Source organism: Salinicoccus sediminis (assembly GCF_000986795.1).
Classification (GTDB): Bacteria; Bacillota; Bacilli; order Staphylococcales; family Salinicoccaceae; genus Salinicoccus; species Salinicoccus sediminis.
Map to the genome: position 1 here is coordinate 128,751 of NZ_LAYZ01000024.1, position 13,706 is coordinate 142,456.

The window sequence follows — 13,706 nt, forward strand, 5'->3', positions numbered from 1 at the left end:
TTTGCCAACGGTCAGCCGTTTCTCATTCCATTGACCGTAATACTGACAAATTGTCCTCAGACACTTTTTTCTTTACCTTCACAAAACCCGCAATTCACACATCTCATAAACAGCCGCCACCCGTCCCCTCCGTATTGGCCGACAAACCGGTCGATCTCAATCTCACCTTCAAATCCACACTGGAGCCTCTCCAGTTCGCTGGCACCCCGGCCGTCCAGTCCCCGCCTGCATTCCGCTGCCTCCAGCCACTGATGCTCCAAAGTCTTCTTTCGCATTGAAACAAATCCTCCTTCCAATAAAAAAGCCCTTTCCCTATATATGCGGAAAAAGGCCGGTTTGATTATTTGTTCCATCAAGTATTTTATTTAGTCTGAGAAAATTGATTAACACATGGCCGAGCCGATCAGTTCCTGATGATAATGAAGATCATGTAGATGATGTATGCAAATACAAGTACAAAACCTTCTCCCCGGCCGATGTTGTAGCGGGTCCTTGAAAATATGAGCAGCAGCACCGTTAGAAGTATCATGATCCACATATCAGTGAAGATTTTCGCATCCAGTGTCAGCGGGGCAACTGATGCAGCACTGCCCGCCACAAAAAAGATGTTGAAAATGCTGCTGCCGACAGCATTCCCTATCGCGATGTCTCCCTGATTCTTCATCGCAGCCGTGACGGAAGTGATCAGCTCGGGGAGTGAAGTGCCAATGGCCACAATTGTAAGACCGACCAGCGTCTCGCTCATTCCGAGTGAAAGTGCAATCTCAGTGGCGCTGTCCACTACAAGGCGTCCGCCGAATATGATTGCAGCGAGTCCGCCAGCAGTGTAGAGTGCGTTCTTCCCCCACGGAGCACCAACATCCGTATCCACCGCATCACCGCCCTCAGACCTGTTCTTCATAGCCATTTCAAAGACGTAATACAGAAACACACTGAAGAACAGGAGGATGATCAGACCATCCCCGCGGGAGACAATATTCTCCACTGCCCCGTTCAGGAAAACGTCCGCCATCAGTATAAGCAGGACGACAGCTGCAAGCAGTGAGAAGGGAATCTCCTTTCGGATTGTTTCGCTCTTGACGGTGAGCGGGGTGATCATCGCCGTCACCCCGAGCACCATGGTGATGTTGAAAAGGTTGCTTCCCACGATGTTGCCGAGCACCATGCCGGCGTTATCATCCAGCGCAGCCAGTATGCTGACCGTTGCCTCGGGTGAACTTGTGCCGAGGGCAACGATCGTCAGCCCGACCAGCAGGGGCGATACATTGAGCTTGATCGCAATATTCGATGCACCTTCCACAAAATAGTCCGCCCCCTTGATGAGCAGGACGAATCCCGCAATCAGAATAATATAAGACAAATGACGCACTCTCCTTTAAAACACAGGCTATTATCCCTCTATTCCCGAAGACAGACAAAAAAACCCACTTTTCATACAAAAAGTGGGCATCATCAATCATTTTTTCTTTTCAACAAAGAACGTGACAACAACGAACAAAGCAAACGCAATCAGTGTAATACTGCCGCCGACGATGAAATACACGATCGTAAACGTCTCATTGAAGCCGAACGGATTAAGCATATAGAAATACATCCCCGAAGTCAGAACCAGGGCTCCCAAAATACCAAACGCACAGTGCAGATGCACGAGCAGCGGCTTAGAGACAGTGTACACACTGTAGAAGACCCCCCATGCAAACATCGACAGCCAGCCTACAAGGAGTATGTGCGTATGTATCGGACGCATCGCGTAATCCATCTCCCCTGCCATCTGCGAGCCGATGAACACACCGAGCAGCCCGAATACCGTCGCAATTCTGATCAGGTTGATTCCCCATTTTCTTTCCATTTTCCGCAATTCCTCCATTTATTCATTATTTTAATAAAATTCAAGTTGCCCCTGACACACCGCCGCAACGGGACATTCCCCCGGAATCATATCATTTCCAGAGCTTCACGATGAATTCCGTGCCGGCCCCCGGCGTACTGTCCACTTCAATCGTACCGCCGAGCATTTCCACAGTTTCGAGGACGATTGCAAGGCCGAGGCCGGAGCCTTCACTCGAACGCGCCGCGTCCACCCTGTAGAACCGTTCGAATACCTTGTCGAGGGCATCTTCAGGGATACCCATGCCCGTATCCCGGACACTGACCTCGACATGATCTCCCATGTCCTTCAGGGTGACGGCGATTTCATCACCGTCTGACGAATATTTCACTGCGTTCGACACCAGATTATCCCATACATTCCACAGGAGGTCGCTGTCGGACTCCACCGTCACTTCATCCAGGGAGTAGGACAGATCGATGCCGGACTCATCCAGCCGCCAGCGGAACACCCTTATTACGTCCCGGATCTGCCCGTCCAGCCGGACAGGCTCCATCTTCGCCGTATAAGACTGGTGATCAAATTTGCTGAGCAGCATCAGCTGACTCGCCAGCGACGACAGCCGCTTCGCCTCCGAATGCACGACCGAGGCAGCTTCCCGCGCCTCACCGCCTTCCACTTCACCGTCCTCAAGCAGTTTCGCGTACCCTTGTATATTGACTAGCGGCGACTGGAGATCATGCGTCACATCGCTGATGAATTTCTGGCGCATGCGGTGGTTTTCCTGCAGCTGCCCCTTCATCGCATCGAGGCTCACGGCAAGCTGACCGATCTCATCCCTGCTGTAGCTGCCGGAGGCGATATCATAATCGAAATTCTCCCGTCGGATTTCATTCGCCGCCGTCCTGAGACGGCCCAGGGGTTCTGTCAGACGGCGGCTCATCACGATGATGAATATGAGGCTCACCAGCACCGCCGTCACGAAGAACACAAGCAGGATGATATGGAATTCACTGAACATCAGGCTGCTGTCCTGCTTGATGAACAGCGCGTGGCGTTCGCCGCCAAGCATGACTGGCACACCGACGGTGTTACGCACATCATTCATGAAGTGCCCCATCATGAACCAGTTCGCGACAGCGGCATCCTCTCCTTCGTACACCCCGCCGGAGAGCACCGACTCGAGCGTCGACTGTTCCATGGTGGTCCGTTCAAACGGGATGCCGGCAAAGTGCGCCTCGTATCCGCCGTTAAACGGCCCTTCCGTCAGCGTCACTTCCCCGCCTGTACCATCCTCCCCCCCACCGGATACCAGCACCACCTGGTAGTCCAGCGCATCGAGCATATCCATGGCCACAGTGAGGCCGGAGCCGGCCGGAATATCCTGCTCCAGCGCATCCTTCAGATTTTCGGCAGTCACGAGCATCTGCTCATTCATCTTCGGTTTCGAGTAGACCGCATAGAGCACGTTCGACGCCAGCAGCGACACGGCCAGGCTGACGGCAACGACGGCAAAAAGCACCGCTATGAAGCGTTTATAGAGCATATCCATCACGCATCATCCTCCAACGCGCTCTGCTCCAGCCGGTAACCGACACCGCGCACCGTCAGCACGCGCACTTCTGCACCGAATCTGCCGAGCTTCTGCCGCAGCCGGTTCATGTGGGTATTGATCGTATATGTACTCGTCTCAAGATCGCCCCACACACTTTCGGCGATATGCTCGCGCGTCACCACTTTTTCAGGTGTCTCCATCAGGCAGCCGAGCATCTCGAGCTCCTTCACCGGCAGCATGTGCGTACGGCCCATGACTTCCACCTCATAATGCTCCCGGTCGATCGTCACCCCCGCAAAAGACAGCCTCGTATCCGACACAGGGTGCGCGCGTTTCAGCACCGCGCGGATGCGGAACAGGAGCTCCTTCGGCTCGAACGGTTTCACTATATAATCCTCGGCGCCTGCCGTGAACCCCTCCTCCTTGTCATCGAGCTGGCCCTTCGCCGTGAGCAGGATCACAGGAGTCTCAAGGTCCCCGCTCAGAATCCGCGTCAGTTCAAAACCATCCATCCCGGGCATCATCACATCCACGACCGCAATATCCACTTCCTCATCCTCAAGATGCCGGAGGGCGCCGTCGGCATCCCCGAAATCCGCCACATCGAAGCCGTTCCTCTCAAGGTAGAGTACGACCAGATTGCGGATGTTCGCATCATCCTCGACCACCATCACTTTGTTCATCTCCCATGCACCTCCGTAAAAAACTCTATCATCCTTATATAAACACAATATAAATATTTTAGAAATGAAAATCTCGCCCTGCCCAATTCCCGCACAAGCGAAAAAAACGCCCACCGCGCCATGCGGTGAACGTTTCAGTACAGCGAATCATCCGATTATTATGCGCCGAGGCTCATTTTCGGACCGAACGGCTCGAAGTGGATGCGGCTCTCGTCGATGCCCATCTCCTTGAGCTCCTTCATCATTGTGCCCATGAAGCCCATGGATCCGCAGATGTAGATCTGCCTGTCTTCCGTGCCCTTGAAGTCCTCCTTGTTCAGGAATCCTTCGGTTTCGCTGAATTTGACTTTGAGGTCAGCACCCTTTTCCCGGATTGCAGCCATCTGGTCCTTGAACGGCTGATGGTCTTCGTTGATGCAGCTGTAGACGTATTTGACATCCTTGCCTTTGGCCACAGCGTCCTCCGCCATGGACATTACCGGAGTCGCGCCGACGCCGCCTGCGATGAAGAGCAGTCTGTCATGGTCCTCTTCGACCTTGAAGTCGCCGGCAGGGGCTGACATGAACAGTGCATCGCCTTCCTCGATTGCGTCGTGCATGTAGTTGGAAACGACACCTTCCCTGCCTTTGACCGCTTCGCGTTTGACGGCGAACCGGATGCCGTCCTCTTTATCGATTGCGCAGATTGAGTAGTGGCGGAGGGCTGTGTTGCCGTAGCCTTCCGGATTCACTTTGACGGTGATGTACTGGCCGGCTGTGAACGTCTTGTCCACTTCGTCGGAATCCACTGTGAACCTGACGATGTCCGGTGTCACCTGTTCTTTCTTTTTGACGATGAACGGTTTGAAGCCGTCCCATGCCGCAGTGTCATACATCTCTTTTTCAATGCCGATGAATACATCGGCGATCTTGCCGTAGTACTCGCCCCACGCATCGATGATTTCAGGTGTCGCAGCGTCACCCAGCACCTCCTGGATCGCTTCGAGCAGATATTTGCCGACGATCGGATAATGTTCAGGCAACACTTCAAGTGCACGGTGCTTATGCGCGATGCCCATCACTGCAGGCACGATGGTTTCGATATCTTCGATGTGCCTTGCCGCAGCAAGAACTGTCATTGCCAGCGCCTTCGGCTGGTCTCCGACTTTCTGGTTCGTCTTGTTGAAGATGTCGAGAAGTTCAGGGTGTGCTTCAAACATCCTTTTGTAGAATACTGTCGTAATTTCAGTTCCGTGTGCTTCGAGAACCGGCACGGTTTCTTTGATAATCTGTTTTTTAGCTTCAGCAATCATGTGTTCAAGCCCCTTTTATAAACATATATTTTTAATACATCTTTAGTTTAAAGGTGTATGTTTACTTTTTCAAGGCATTTGTTATCATTTTCACATATCGTTCACAAAATCGCTTTCATAAGGTGGGAAGTTTTATTTAAATGACAATTCCGTGTATAATCTCCTGGAGGAGTTGATGAGGATGAAGCTTACTTTATACACCGACTACTCCCTCCGGGTACTCATGTACCTGGGGATGAGGGAGACGGAAGAGAAAGTCCAGATCGATGAAATCGCAAACTTTTATAATATATCGAAGAATCATCTGACCAAAGTCGTCCATCACCTTTCGAAGCTCGGATACGTCAGAACTGTGCGTGGCCGGGGCGGCGGGATTATGCTAAACTATAGGCCAGAGGATTTGAACATAGGAGAAGTCGTCCGCAGTACGGAAGACAACTTCCACATGGCGGAATGCTTCAATGCCGAAAACAACCAGTGTGTGCTGACACCGGTATGCAGCCTGAGGTTTGTACTGGGGGATGCATTGAAAGCCTATCTTGAAGTGCTCGATAACTATACATTGGAAGATATACTTCCAAGCGGAATTCCGGGGTGACGAAGATGAATTCAAAAACAATGCTGAAAGTCATGGCGGGGCTGCTTCCCGCAGCACCGATTACGGGTGACTTCATAGATAAAAGCATAGATACAGAGGAAATCAGTGAATCAGACAGCAGCGCGGATTCAAAATATGCGGATTATGACGGGCCCACGATGGAAGAGGAGATCGCGTCCCACAGTGGCAGCGTCCCTGCCCTCAAGGGGACGGAAACCATAAATGTGCAGGTCGGGGATGCATTCGATCCGCTGGCCGGCGTCTATGCCGTCGACAGTTCCGACGGCGACATCACCGATAACATCGAAGTGACCGACAATGATGTGAATACGGACAGGGCCGGCAATTATACCGTATCCTACAGGGTGGAAAACTCAAGCGGCAACTGGTACGAATACACCCGCCAGATACAGGTATCCGATAGAGAGAGTGACGCGGTGCCGATGGTGCCGCCGACAGAAGAACAGCTCTCGGGTGAAGGCTCCAAAGAAGCATCCGATCCGGAATCTTCCTCGAAAATCACATTCCTCGGCCTCGATGACATCACCATCCAGCAGGGGGACGAATTCGATCCGAAAGAGGAAGTCCAGGTCATCGATGTGGACGGCAGTGACATTACAAACAAACTGTACATTTCAGGCGAGGTCAACACGGACCAGCCTGGGGAATACACGATCGCCTATGCAGTGTTCGACCACTTCGGCGATTCCCATGCAAAGGCACGGACGATTACAGTTGAATGATATGAAAAAGAAGCCGCAGCGGAAAATTCCGCTGCGGCTTCTGTCGTTCCTTCATTATTACGCAAGCTGATTTTTGATTTCAGCGTTGAAGTCCGGCAGGTCGTCAGGAGTACGGCTGGTTACGAGATTGCTGCAGACAACGACGGAGGCATCCTGCACTTTGGCGCCCGCGTTTTCAAGGTCCTTCCTCACTGAACGGAATGAGGTCATGTTACGGTCGTTCACAAGGTCCGTATCAATCAATACCTGAGGACCGTGGCAGATTGCAAACGTCGGTTTGTCATTTTGCAGGAAGTGTGCTGCAAACTTGCCGAAACGTCCCTCTTCATCTGAACGCAGGAGATCCGGCGAGAATCCGCCTGGAATCAGAATCGCATCATAATCGTCCGCATTCACGTCGGCAATAGATTTGTCGGCTTTGAATTTGCCGCCCTGTTTGCCTTCGATTTCACCGGCTTCGGTGGAAATGACCTCGACTTCATGCCCTTCGGCTTCAAGCGCCTCCACCGGGCTTGTATATTCTACATCTTCAACCATGTCCGTCATGATTACTGCTACTTTTTTTGCCACAATACATCTCTCCTTTGGAATTGTCCTTATTCTTTCTACACACTATATCTTCCACGCCCCGTCAATTTTTAAACATGCTTGCAGTCATTTTGTATGAAAAATTCATATGAAACCGTTTGACAAAACGAACAGGCGTTCTTATAATTGTATGGCAGGAGTGATGATATGCAATTCTCATATGACGAAGAACTTGAATATAAGATTCTATACAACGTCAAACACGATGTGTTCGACTATCCAAATACAAGCATGTCCGAATACGATATCAGAACCGTCGATTTCCATATGAAGGTGATGGAGCAAAAAGGGCTGGTCGTACTTACACCGTTCACATACGATTTCTACTACAGCAGCATCGAACTCACCGCAGAAGGTGACAGGAAGCTGTCACAGAAAGCTTCATAAGACCCGTAAGGGTCTTTTTTTATGCCTCCACATCCAGTTTGAATGTATCTATGAGCCAGTCCCTCGTCCGTTCATCTTCAATCCTCTCAACCGGCTTGCCGCCGACAAAAAGTCCGTCGTCAAGCAGGCCGTCACCAAGCTCCGGCACCAGTGCCAGCCACTCCATCCTGAGTACATACTCCTCACTGCCGAAATGCGGATTGATCCGCATGATCTCCCTGAACGGGTACTCCTCGCGGTCGATCATGAGCCCGCCCTGGTGCATTTCAATCGTTTCAATCGGCACCGCAGACGCCCTCACCCTGCCGGCGCCAAGATAGCCGTGCCTAGTGGAATAAAGTGCGACGATATCCCCTTTTGCGATTCCCATTATGTCATGTATATTGCTTCTTCCACTCACGCTGATGATCCCGAGCTTCTTATACAGGTCGTAATCCCTGAATGTACTGTTAAACCTGCCGTTGATGAAATACATATGTACCACCTCGTCTTTACAGCACTCTACCCCGCCACTCCATGTTTCATGCAGAATAAGCCGGGTAATTTATCTATATAAGGAGCTGGTTGATATGGCAGCAAAGAACAGGGAAGAAAAACGTTCCGCCAAACGGCAGGAAGACCTGCCGAAAGAATACCAGTATAGAGAAGAGGAAAATGAGTACCAGTATGAAGACAGGGAACAGGACCGCCTCGATGACTACAACAAACTCGGCAAAGAATACTATTACAATGAAGAGACAGACAAAAGCGTATTCCATGACAACCGTCATGATTCAGGCAACAGATAGTAAATGATAAAGGAACCAGAAAATGAGGTGAAATGAAATGGCTGAAGATAAAGGCAAGAAAGATGAATTCATCGGCAAGGCGAAAAAGGCGGCCGGTGATGCACTGAATGACGAAAAGACCAAAAATGAAGGGAAACGTCAGGAGACAGAAGGCAAAGTGAAAGACGCCGCAAAAGATATCAAGGAAAAAGGGAAAGACATGTTCCGGGATAAATGACCGGCCGGAGAAACAGATGGAAAGGAGCATCTTTGAATGATGGAAGACATGTATGAACAGCAGAAAAAAATGCGTGAAGAAGCAGAGAATAAAGCAGAAGAAGGTAAAAGCCAGAAAGAACAGATGAAAGAGAAAGCCCAGGAAAAACAGGCGGATTTCGGGGACGAAAAATCAAAAGTGCAGGCAAAGCAGGAAGAAACGCAGGGCAAGATCAATGAGGCAAAAGACCAGGTACAGGAAAAAGGCGATAACCAGTTCAACCAATATAAGTAGCCAGACCCCGTACTATAACCATGAACTGCAAAAAAATTATAAAAGTCCGTATATCACGTTTAATCACTTGTACGGATAGGGTAAGGAAAAATATCACTCATTAAAAGGAGATGTTTATCATGGCAGAAGAGAAAAAAGGACTATTTGACAAGGCAAAAGACAAGGTAAACGAACTCAAAGACAACACAAGCAAAGAGGATGTCCAGCAGGGCTGGGACACAGCAAAAGAACATGGTGATGAACACCTTGGGGAAAATGAAAAATGGAACAGCGCCAAAGAAAAGGGCGACAGCGCTATGGATAAATTCGGTGGCGGTGGAAACGAAGAAGAAGAAAACAAATAATATTCATTAAAATGATTACACTACCCCATGCCCGGTTTCAACAGAGACCGGGTATTTATAATGGGGAAATATAAAAAACCTCCCAGCAGGAGATTTTTTATTCATCGTTCACTTGTAGCTGCGAATTCTTCCTCTGGGGCGGGATTGCCTTCTGCGGGCAGCTCTTCCAGTGTTTTCATATGGATTTCTGCGCTGCTCATGTATTTACGGCTGTTTTCTGTATGGATGTCGAGGAGTTCTGAATGCATCTGTACATCTTCCGAAGCGTTCATCAGCTTGAACTCTATCAGCGCGAGTGTCCGGTTCGAGATTGCGAGTGACAGGTCTGATTTCATTTCTTCCGTCTCTTCCTTATGTTCTGCGGAAAATGTATCCGCGATCTTTATGTTATTCACCCGCTTCTCAAGTTCCTCATATTCTTCATGCAGGGTTTCGAGTTGATCGGCCACTCTGTCCCTGTCGATGCCGTTTGAATGATACTGCTGATACATCGGTATGAACATACTGTTCCATATTGTTGTAATATCCGACTGGATGCCGTCCACTGCGACTGACAGTTCATCCATGTTGGCTGCACCGGCATCGTCTGATGCATGCATCGGCGTGCCGGCATGCCTCCCGCCCAACCCGGCTGTGTCCGGTTCAGGGTATCCGCTGTCAGATGCTGTTCCCCCGCTGCCTGCTGTATCCACAGGCAGACTGTAATTATCCATCGTGGTAAGCCGGGGCGGGTTTGCCTGCAACTCCTCCTGCTTCACATTCTGATTCCCACCCTGACTGCAGCTGCATAAAAAGACGGATGCGAATATCAAAAATTTAGCTTTCACTTTGTCGTCTCCCTCATCTGCAATATTGTCGCGGTTATCGAAACATCACTTTACATTGTAACATGATTGTAATATTAGAAAAAGGACTATCCTGGAGGCGGGGTTGTCCGCATACCAAAAAACAGCACCCGGATGAATGTCTCCGGACGCTGCAGGATTTTACTAATCATTTTTCTCATTCAATATCAGATAATCCAGCTCCTCTTTTTTCATCAAGTTGAGCTTTCTGTACTGGATTATGAAGAACAGTGCACCGAGTGCAACCCAGGCACCGAGCGCAAGGTAGGACGGCGCTGTGAGCGATGCCGGCGAACCCGGATACAGCAGCAGCACAAGGAATACGATCGAGATGACCGCACCGAGCCATCCGAAGATGACATACAGCAGATTGAAGTTTTCCCTGCTGCTGAAGAATTTCGCCGCAACGAGGCTGGTCACAAGAAATGCAACCGATACACCTGTGGATGACATATCGACAATCCAGCTGAGGGCCGTGCGTCCGAGCCACGGTGCGGCCAGGCACACAGTCATGACGAAGAGTACTGCGACATACGGCGTTTTATTCTTGTGGTGCAGTCTCGCGAACACTGACGGTATGAAGTGGGCACGGCCGAGTGCGAACAGAAGCCTCGATGAGGACATGAAGAACCCGTTGAGCCCTGTAAAGATGCCGAATGATATCGCGAGTGCGAGCAGTGCCATGCCGAGTCCTCCCATGGAGGTCTGTACGACGGACCCCGTCACCCAAAGGGCACCGCCGATCTGTTCCTGGTCCGGATAAATCCATGACGTGACAAGAATCATCAGGACGTAAGTGATGATTGATGCAATGATGCCGAAAACGATCAGCCTGAACGTCTTGTCTGCGCTGAATTTGAATTCTTCGGCTGCCTGCGGGATATTATCGAAACCGACATACATCCAGGGTGCAATCGCAACAATCAGGATGATTGATGTCCATATGCCGCTCTCATTATTGAACAGAGGCTGCGCATTCTCGAGTGAGAACTCACCGACAAAGAAAGATCTCACGAACAGAGTCGCAACGACTGCGGCCATGAACATACAGAAAATGAACTGGATGTTTCCGGACAGTCCACTGCCTTTGATGCCGATGAAGGCAAATGCTATGAGGACAAGTGATGTCAGAAGAACTTCCATTATATAGACATCCCAGCCTGCAATCGTATACAGATAGCCTATTTCAAGGAAATCAGGGAGTATGAACTTAAACAGCAGACTGAATGCACTGGCATTGAGTGCGACGACACATATGTAACCGAGTGCCAGGAACCATGAAGCGATGAAACTGACATTCCGTCCGAATCCGACGTAGCTGAAAGCGAACTCCCCTCCCGAAACCGGAAACTTGCTCGTCAGTGCGCCATAGGCCACGGCAATGATCAGCATCAGCAGTCCGCCGATCGTTATGCCCAGAGTGGATCCGAGTGTCCCCGATGAAATCAGCCAGTCTCCCGGCAGGATGAATGCCCCCCAGCCGATGCTCGAACCGTAGGCAATCGCCCAGATGAAACGTTTCGACATCGTCGTTTCAAGTTCTTCACGTTTAAAAGCGGTATTATCTTGTACCATGATTGATTTTAACTCCCCTGTTATGCTTAAGTTTTCTCTATAGATTATATCCTATCAGAATAGGGTGTAAACGTAAAATTGCGATTGGGACCGACACGAAGACGGGATGAAATACAGAGAGGGAGGTGCAGCATTTTGCTGCACCTCCCTCTTTACATCATCCGCTGAAATTCATCAGGTCGATGCCGAATATAACCGGCATCAGAAGGTATACAAAGATAACGATCAGCACAACCGCAGCTATGTTGAGTGCAAAGCCTGTTTTCGCCATTTCCTGGATGCTGATCTTATTCGTACCGAACACGATGGCATTCGGCGGTGTGCCCACCGGAAGCATGAATGCGCAGTTCGCTGCCATTGCTGCCGGTACCATCAGCGTAAGCGGATGGACTTCCAGTGCAATCGCAAGACCTGCAAGCACCGGGATGATCATTGTTGCCGTTGCCGTGTTGGAAGTGATTTCAGTGAGGAACAGGATGCCCAGTGCAACGATGGCTATGACAATGACGATGTGTACCCCTTCAACCTGGCTAAGCAGTTCACCCAGCCACTGGTCCACACCGGTTTCCACAATCGCCGCCGCAAGCGCGAGACCGCCTCCGAAAAGAAGGAGCACGCCCCATGGGAGTTCTCTTGCAACTGACCAGTCGAGTATGCGCTTTGAGCCCCTTTTTGTCGGCAGCAGGAACAGGATCACTGCAGCCAGCATCGCAATCGCTCCGTCAGTGAGCATCGAAGTCACTTCGATGTTCTCCCAGATGAATCCGCGTGTGATCCACATGAATGCGGCAAACAGGAAGACGATCAGTACGAGAATCTCTTCTCTTGATATTTTGCCCAGTTTCTCAAGTTCACTTGTGATGATCTTCTTGCCGCCGGGCAACTGTTTCATATTATGCCTGAAAGCAACATAGTTCATATAAGCCCATGCGAGTCCAAGGAAGATGATGACAATCGGCACACCGAACATCATCCACTGTGCGAAACTCAGGTCCAGATCGAAGATCTCTTTCAGCTGGCCCGCCATGATGATGAGCGGCGGTGTACCGATCAATGTCCCAAGCCCCCCGATGGTGCCGGCATAGCCGATACCGAGTACAAGGGATTTCTCAAACATTTTCAGATCCGCTTCCATGCCGGATTCGGTAAGGGCGTTCGCTTCATTGATGATCGCCATACCGATCGGAATCATGATCATCACCGCTGCGGTGTTACTCACGAACATGGAGAGCAGCCCCGTTGCGATCATGAAGCCTAGAAGGATGGTCGCCGTCGTTGTCCCGATCGCATTGATGATCGACAGTGCTATCCGGGTATGTAGATTCCATCTCTCCATCGCCAGCGCAATCAGGAAACCGCCGAGGAACAGGAAGATGATGTCATTGCCGTAGGAGCTGGTTGTCGTGCCGCTGTCCATGACACCGCCCATCGGGAACAGGAACAGGGGCATGAGGGATGTAGCCGGAATCGGTATGGCTTCAGTGATCCACCAGCTCGCAATCCATAGTGTTGAAGCGACAACGAACACACCCGCACTGTCCAGCCCTTCGGCTTCCAAAAACAGGAGTGTCAGGATGAAAAGCACCGGTCCCAGTATCAGCCCGGTCAGCTGGAGACGATTATAGGACTTTTCAGGCCCCTCATCATCGGTAGAATAGCTTCCCTTTTCAGCGTGTTTTTTAGACTCGTTCACACTGAAGAACTTCAGCAGTGATTTCGTCTTTTTGGATTCACGCCACAGATTATCATAAGATTTTTTAACTTTGGAATCGCTCACATTTTACCTCCTAATAGACTGAATTCAATATCTTAAAAAACATTATCATATTTTCAGAAATTTTACTATCTTTATTTGAATGATGCAAATGAAATATCTGATACATCATCTTCCGAAAGAAAAAATGCACTGCCGGCATGGCAGTGCATCAATCAGGAATATTTTTTATAAGGCAGACAAGAGGGATGGGAGTACAATGCATGTACAGCCAAC

18 protein-coding genes are annotated in these 13,706 nt (G+C 50.1%); 7 read left to right on the top strand and 11 right to left on the bottom strand.

Annotated elements, in window-relative coordinates; all coding sequences use genetic code 11:
• Nucleotides 1–56 precede the first annotated feature (56 nt).
• The 6 genes from WN59_RS09205 to WN59_RS09230 all read right to left on the bottom strand — a co-directional run bounded on the left by WN59_RS09205 (nt 57) and on the right by WN59_RS09230 (nt 5,358).
• On the bottom strand, nt 57–275 hold the full coding sequence (locus WN59_RS09205; RefSeq protein WP_046516197.1) for a hypothetical protein: 219 nt from the start codon (nt 273–275) through the stop codon (nt 57–59).
• A gap of 128 nt (nt 276–403) precedes the next feature.
• Complete coding sequence (locus WN59_RS09210; protein WP_046516202.1) at nt 404–1,360, bottom strand: calcium/sodium antiporter; 957 nt, start codon at nt 1,358–1,360, stop codon at nt 404–406.
• A gap of 96 nt (nt 1,361–1,456) precedes the next feature.
• Entirely contained in the window at nt 1,457–1,849 is a 393-nt protein-coding gene (locus tag WN59_RS09215; protein WP_046516205.1) for a hypothetical protein, read from the bottom strand.
• A gap of 91 nt (nt 1,850–1,940) precedes the next feature.
• On the bottom strand, nt 1,941–3,380 hold the full coding sequence (locus WN59_RS09220) for a sensor histidine kinase (protein WP_052747370.1): 1,440 nt from the start codon (nt 3,378–3,380) through the stop codon (nt 1,941–1,943).
• Complete coding sequence (locus WN59_RS09225) at nt 3,380–4,066, bottom strand: response regulator transcription factor (RefSeq protein ID WP_046516209.1); 687 nt, start codon at nt 4,064–4,066, stop codon at nt 3,380–3,382. Before WN59_RS09225 ends, WN59_RS09220 begins: the two co-directional genes overlap by 1 nt.
• A gap of 158 nt (nt 4,067–4,224) precedes the next feature.
• Nucleotides 4,225–5,358 (bottom strand): globin domain-containing protein, encoded by a 1,134-nt coding sequence (locus tag WN59_RS09230; RefSeq protein WP_046516213.1) that lies wholly within the window; start codon nt 5,356–5,358, stop codon nt 4,225–4,227.
• Between the two features lie 181 nt (nt 5,359–5,539).
• On the opposite strand from WN59_RS09230, the gene WN59_RS09235 reads away from it, so the two are divergent.
• Nucleotides 5,540–5,956 carry an RrF2 family transcriptional regulator gene (locus WN59_RS09235; RefSeq protein ID WP_046516216.1) on the top strand — a complete coding sequence of 139 codons (417 nt, stop codon included), beginning with the start codon at nt 5,540–5,542 and terminating at the stop codon, nt 5,954–5,956.
• Between the two features lie 5 nt (nt 5,957–5,961).
• Nucleotides 5,962–6,699 (top strand): immunoglobulin-like domain-containing protein, encoded by a 738-nt coding sequence (locus tag WN59_RS09240; RefSeq protein WP_046516221.1) that lies wholly within the window; start codon nt 5,962–5,964, stop codon nt 6,697–6,699.
• A gap of 57 nt (nt 6,700–6,756) precedes the next feature.
• Here the strand turns inward: WN59_RS09240 and WN59_RS09245 are convergent, their stop codons facing one another.
• Entirely contained in the window at nt 6,757–7,269 is a 513-nt protein-coding gene (locus WN59_RS09245) for a type 1 glutamine amidotransferase domain-containing protein (RefSeq protein WP_046516225.1), read from the bottom strand.
• A gap of 165 nt (nt 7,270–7,434) precedes the next feature.
• On the opposite strand from WN59_RS09245, the gene WN59_RS09250 reads away from it, so the two are divergent.
• Nucleotides 7,435–7,674: a hypothetical protein gene (locus tag WN59_RS09250; protein WP_046516228.1), complete on the top strand. Its 240-nt coding sequence runs from the start codon at nt 7,435–7,437 to the stop codon at nt 7,672–7,674.
• 19 nt (nt 7,675–7,693) lie between these two features.
• On the opposite strand, the gene WN59_RS09255 is transcribed toward WN59_RS09250, so the two are convergent.
• Nucleotides 7,694–8,149 carry a hypothetical protein gene (locus WN59_RS09255; RefSeq protein WP_046516232.1) on the bottom strand — a complete coding sequence of 152 codons (456 nt, stop codon included), beginning with the start codon at nt 8,147–8,149 and terminating at the stop codon, nt 7,694–7,696.
• 94 nt (nt 8,150–8,243) lie between these two features.
• On the opposite strand from WN59_RS09255, the gene WN59_RS09260 reads away from it, so the two are divergent.
• The 4 genes from WN59_RS09260 to WN59_RS09275 all read left to right on the top strand — a co-directional run bounded on the left by WN59_RS09260 (nt 8,244) and on the right by WN59_RS09275 (nt 9,296).
• Nucleotides 8,244–8,462, top strand: coding sequence for a hypothetical protein (locus tag WN59_RS09260; protein WP_046516236.1), 219 nt, complete (start codon nt 8,244–8,246; stop codon nt 8,460–8,462).
• Between the two features lie 37 nt (nt 8,463–8,499).
• Nucleotides 8,500–8,679 (top strand): CsbD family protein, encoded by a 180-nt coding sequence (locus WN59_RS09265; RefSeq protein WP_046516239.1) that lies wholly within the window; start codon nt 8,500–8,502, stop codon nt 8,677–8,679.
• Nucleotides 8,680–8,715: 36 nt separating this feature from the next.
• The gene (locus WN59_RS09270; protein ID WP_046516242.1) at nt 8,716–8,952 is read left to right on the top strand and encodes a hypothetical protein; all 237 of its coding nucleotides are present in this window, start codon (nt 8,716–8,718) and stop codon (nt 8,950–8,952) included.
• 119 nt (nt 8,953–9,071) lie between these two features.
• Complete coding sequence (locus WN59_RS09275) at nt 9,072–9,296, top strand: hypothetical protein (RefSeq protein WP_046516245.1); 225 nt, start codon at nt 9,072–9,074, stop codon at nt 9,294–9,296.
• Nucleotides 9,297–9,397: 101 nt separating this feature from the next.
• Here WN59_RS09275 and WN59_RS09280 read toward each other — a convergent pair whose 3' ends face one another.
• From WN59_RS09280 to WN59_RS09290, 3 genes are all read right to left on the bottom strand, one after another.
• On the bottom strand, nt 9,398–10,123 hold the full coding sequence (locus WN59_RS09280; protein ID WP_156172421.1) for a hypothetical protein: 726 nt from the start codon (nt 10,121–10,123) through the stop codon (nt 9,398–9,400).
• Nucleotides 10,124–10,285: 162 nt separating this feature from the next.
• A complete protein-coding gene (locus WN59_RS09285; RefSeq protein WP_046516251.1) occupies nt 10,286–11,716 on the bottom strand; it encodes an APC family permease in 1,431 nt (476 codons plus the stop codon).
• Between the two features lie 157 nt (nt 11,717–11,873).
• Entirely contained in the window at nt 11,874–13,493 is a 1,620-nt protein-coding gene (locus tag WN59_RS09290; protein ID WP_017548353.1) for an SLC13 family permease, read from the bottom strand.
• Nucleotides 13,494–13,706 lie beyond the last annotated feature (213 nt).

Coding starts and splice junctions, on each gene's coding strand:
- WN59_RS09205 (WP_046516197.1), bottom strand. CDS start 275: ATGCGAAAGAAGACTTTGGAGCATCAGTGGCTGGAGGCAGCGGAATGC.
- WN59_RS09215 (WP_046516205.1), bottom strand. CDS start 1,849: ATGGAAAGAAAATGGGGAATCAACCTGATCAGAATTGCGACGGTATTC.
- WN59_RS09220 (WP_052747370.1), bottom strand. CDS start 3,380: ATGGATATGCTCTATAAACGCTTCATAGCGGTGCTTTTTGCCGTCGTT.
- WN59_RS09225 (WP_046516209.1), bottom strand. CDS start 4,066: ATGAACAAAGTGATGGTGGTCGAGGATGATGCGAACATCCGCAATCTG.
- WN59_RS09230 (WP_046516213.1), bottom strand. CDS start 5,358: ATGATTGCTGAAGCTAAAAAACAGATTATCAAAGAAACCGTGCCGGTT.
- WN59_RS09235 (WP_046516216.1), top strand. CDS start 5,540: ATGAAGCTTACTTTATACACCGACTACTCCCTCCGGGTACTCATGTAC.
- WN59_RS09240 (WP_046516221.1), top strand. CDS start 5,962: ATGAATTCAAAAACAATGCTGAAAGTCATGGCGGGGCTGCTTCCCGCA.
- WN59_RS09250 (WP_046516228.1), top strand. CDS start 7,435: ATGCAATTCTCATATGACGAAGAACTTGAATATAAGATTCTATACAAC.
- WN59_RS09255 (WP_046516232.1), bottom strand. CDS start 8,149: ATGTATTTCATCAACGGCAGGTTTAACAGTACATTCAGGGATTACGAC.
- WN59_RS09260 (WP_046516236.1), top strand. CDS start 8,244: ATGGCAGCAAAGAACAGGGAAGAAAAACGTTCCGCCAAACGGCAGGAA.
- WN59_RS09265 (WP_046516239.1), top strand. CDS start 8,500: ATGGCTGAAGATAAAGGCAAGAAAGATGAATTCATCGGCAAGGCGAAA.
- WN59_RS09270 (WP_046516242.1), top strand. CDS start 8,716: ATGATGGAAGACATGTATGAACAGCAGAAAAAAATGCGTGAAGAAGCA.
- WN59_RS09275 (WP_046516245.1), top strand. CDS start 9,072: ATGGCAGAAGAGAAAAAAGGACTATTTGACAAGGCAAAAGACAAGGTA.
- WN59_RS09285 (WP_046516251.1), bottom strand. CDS start 11,716: ATGGTACAAGATAATACCGCTTTTAAACGTGAAGAACTTGAAACGACG.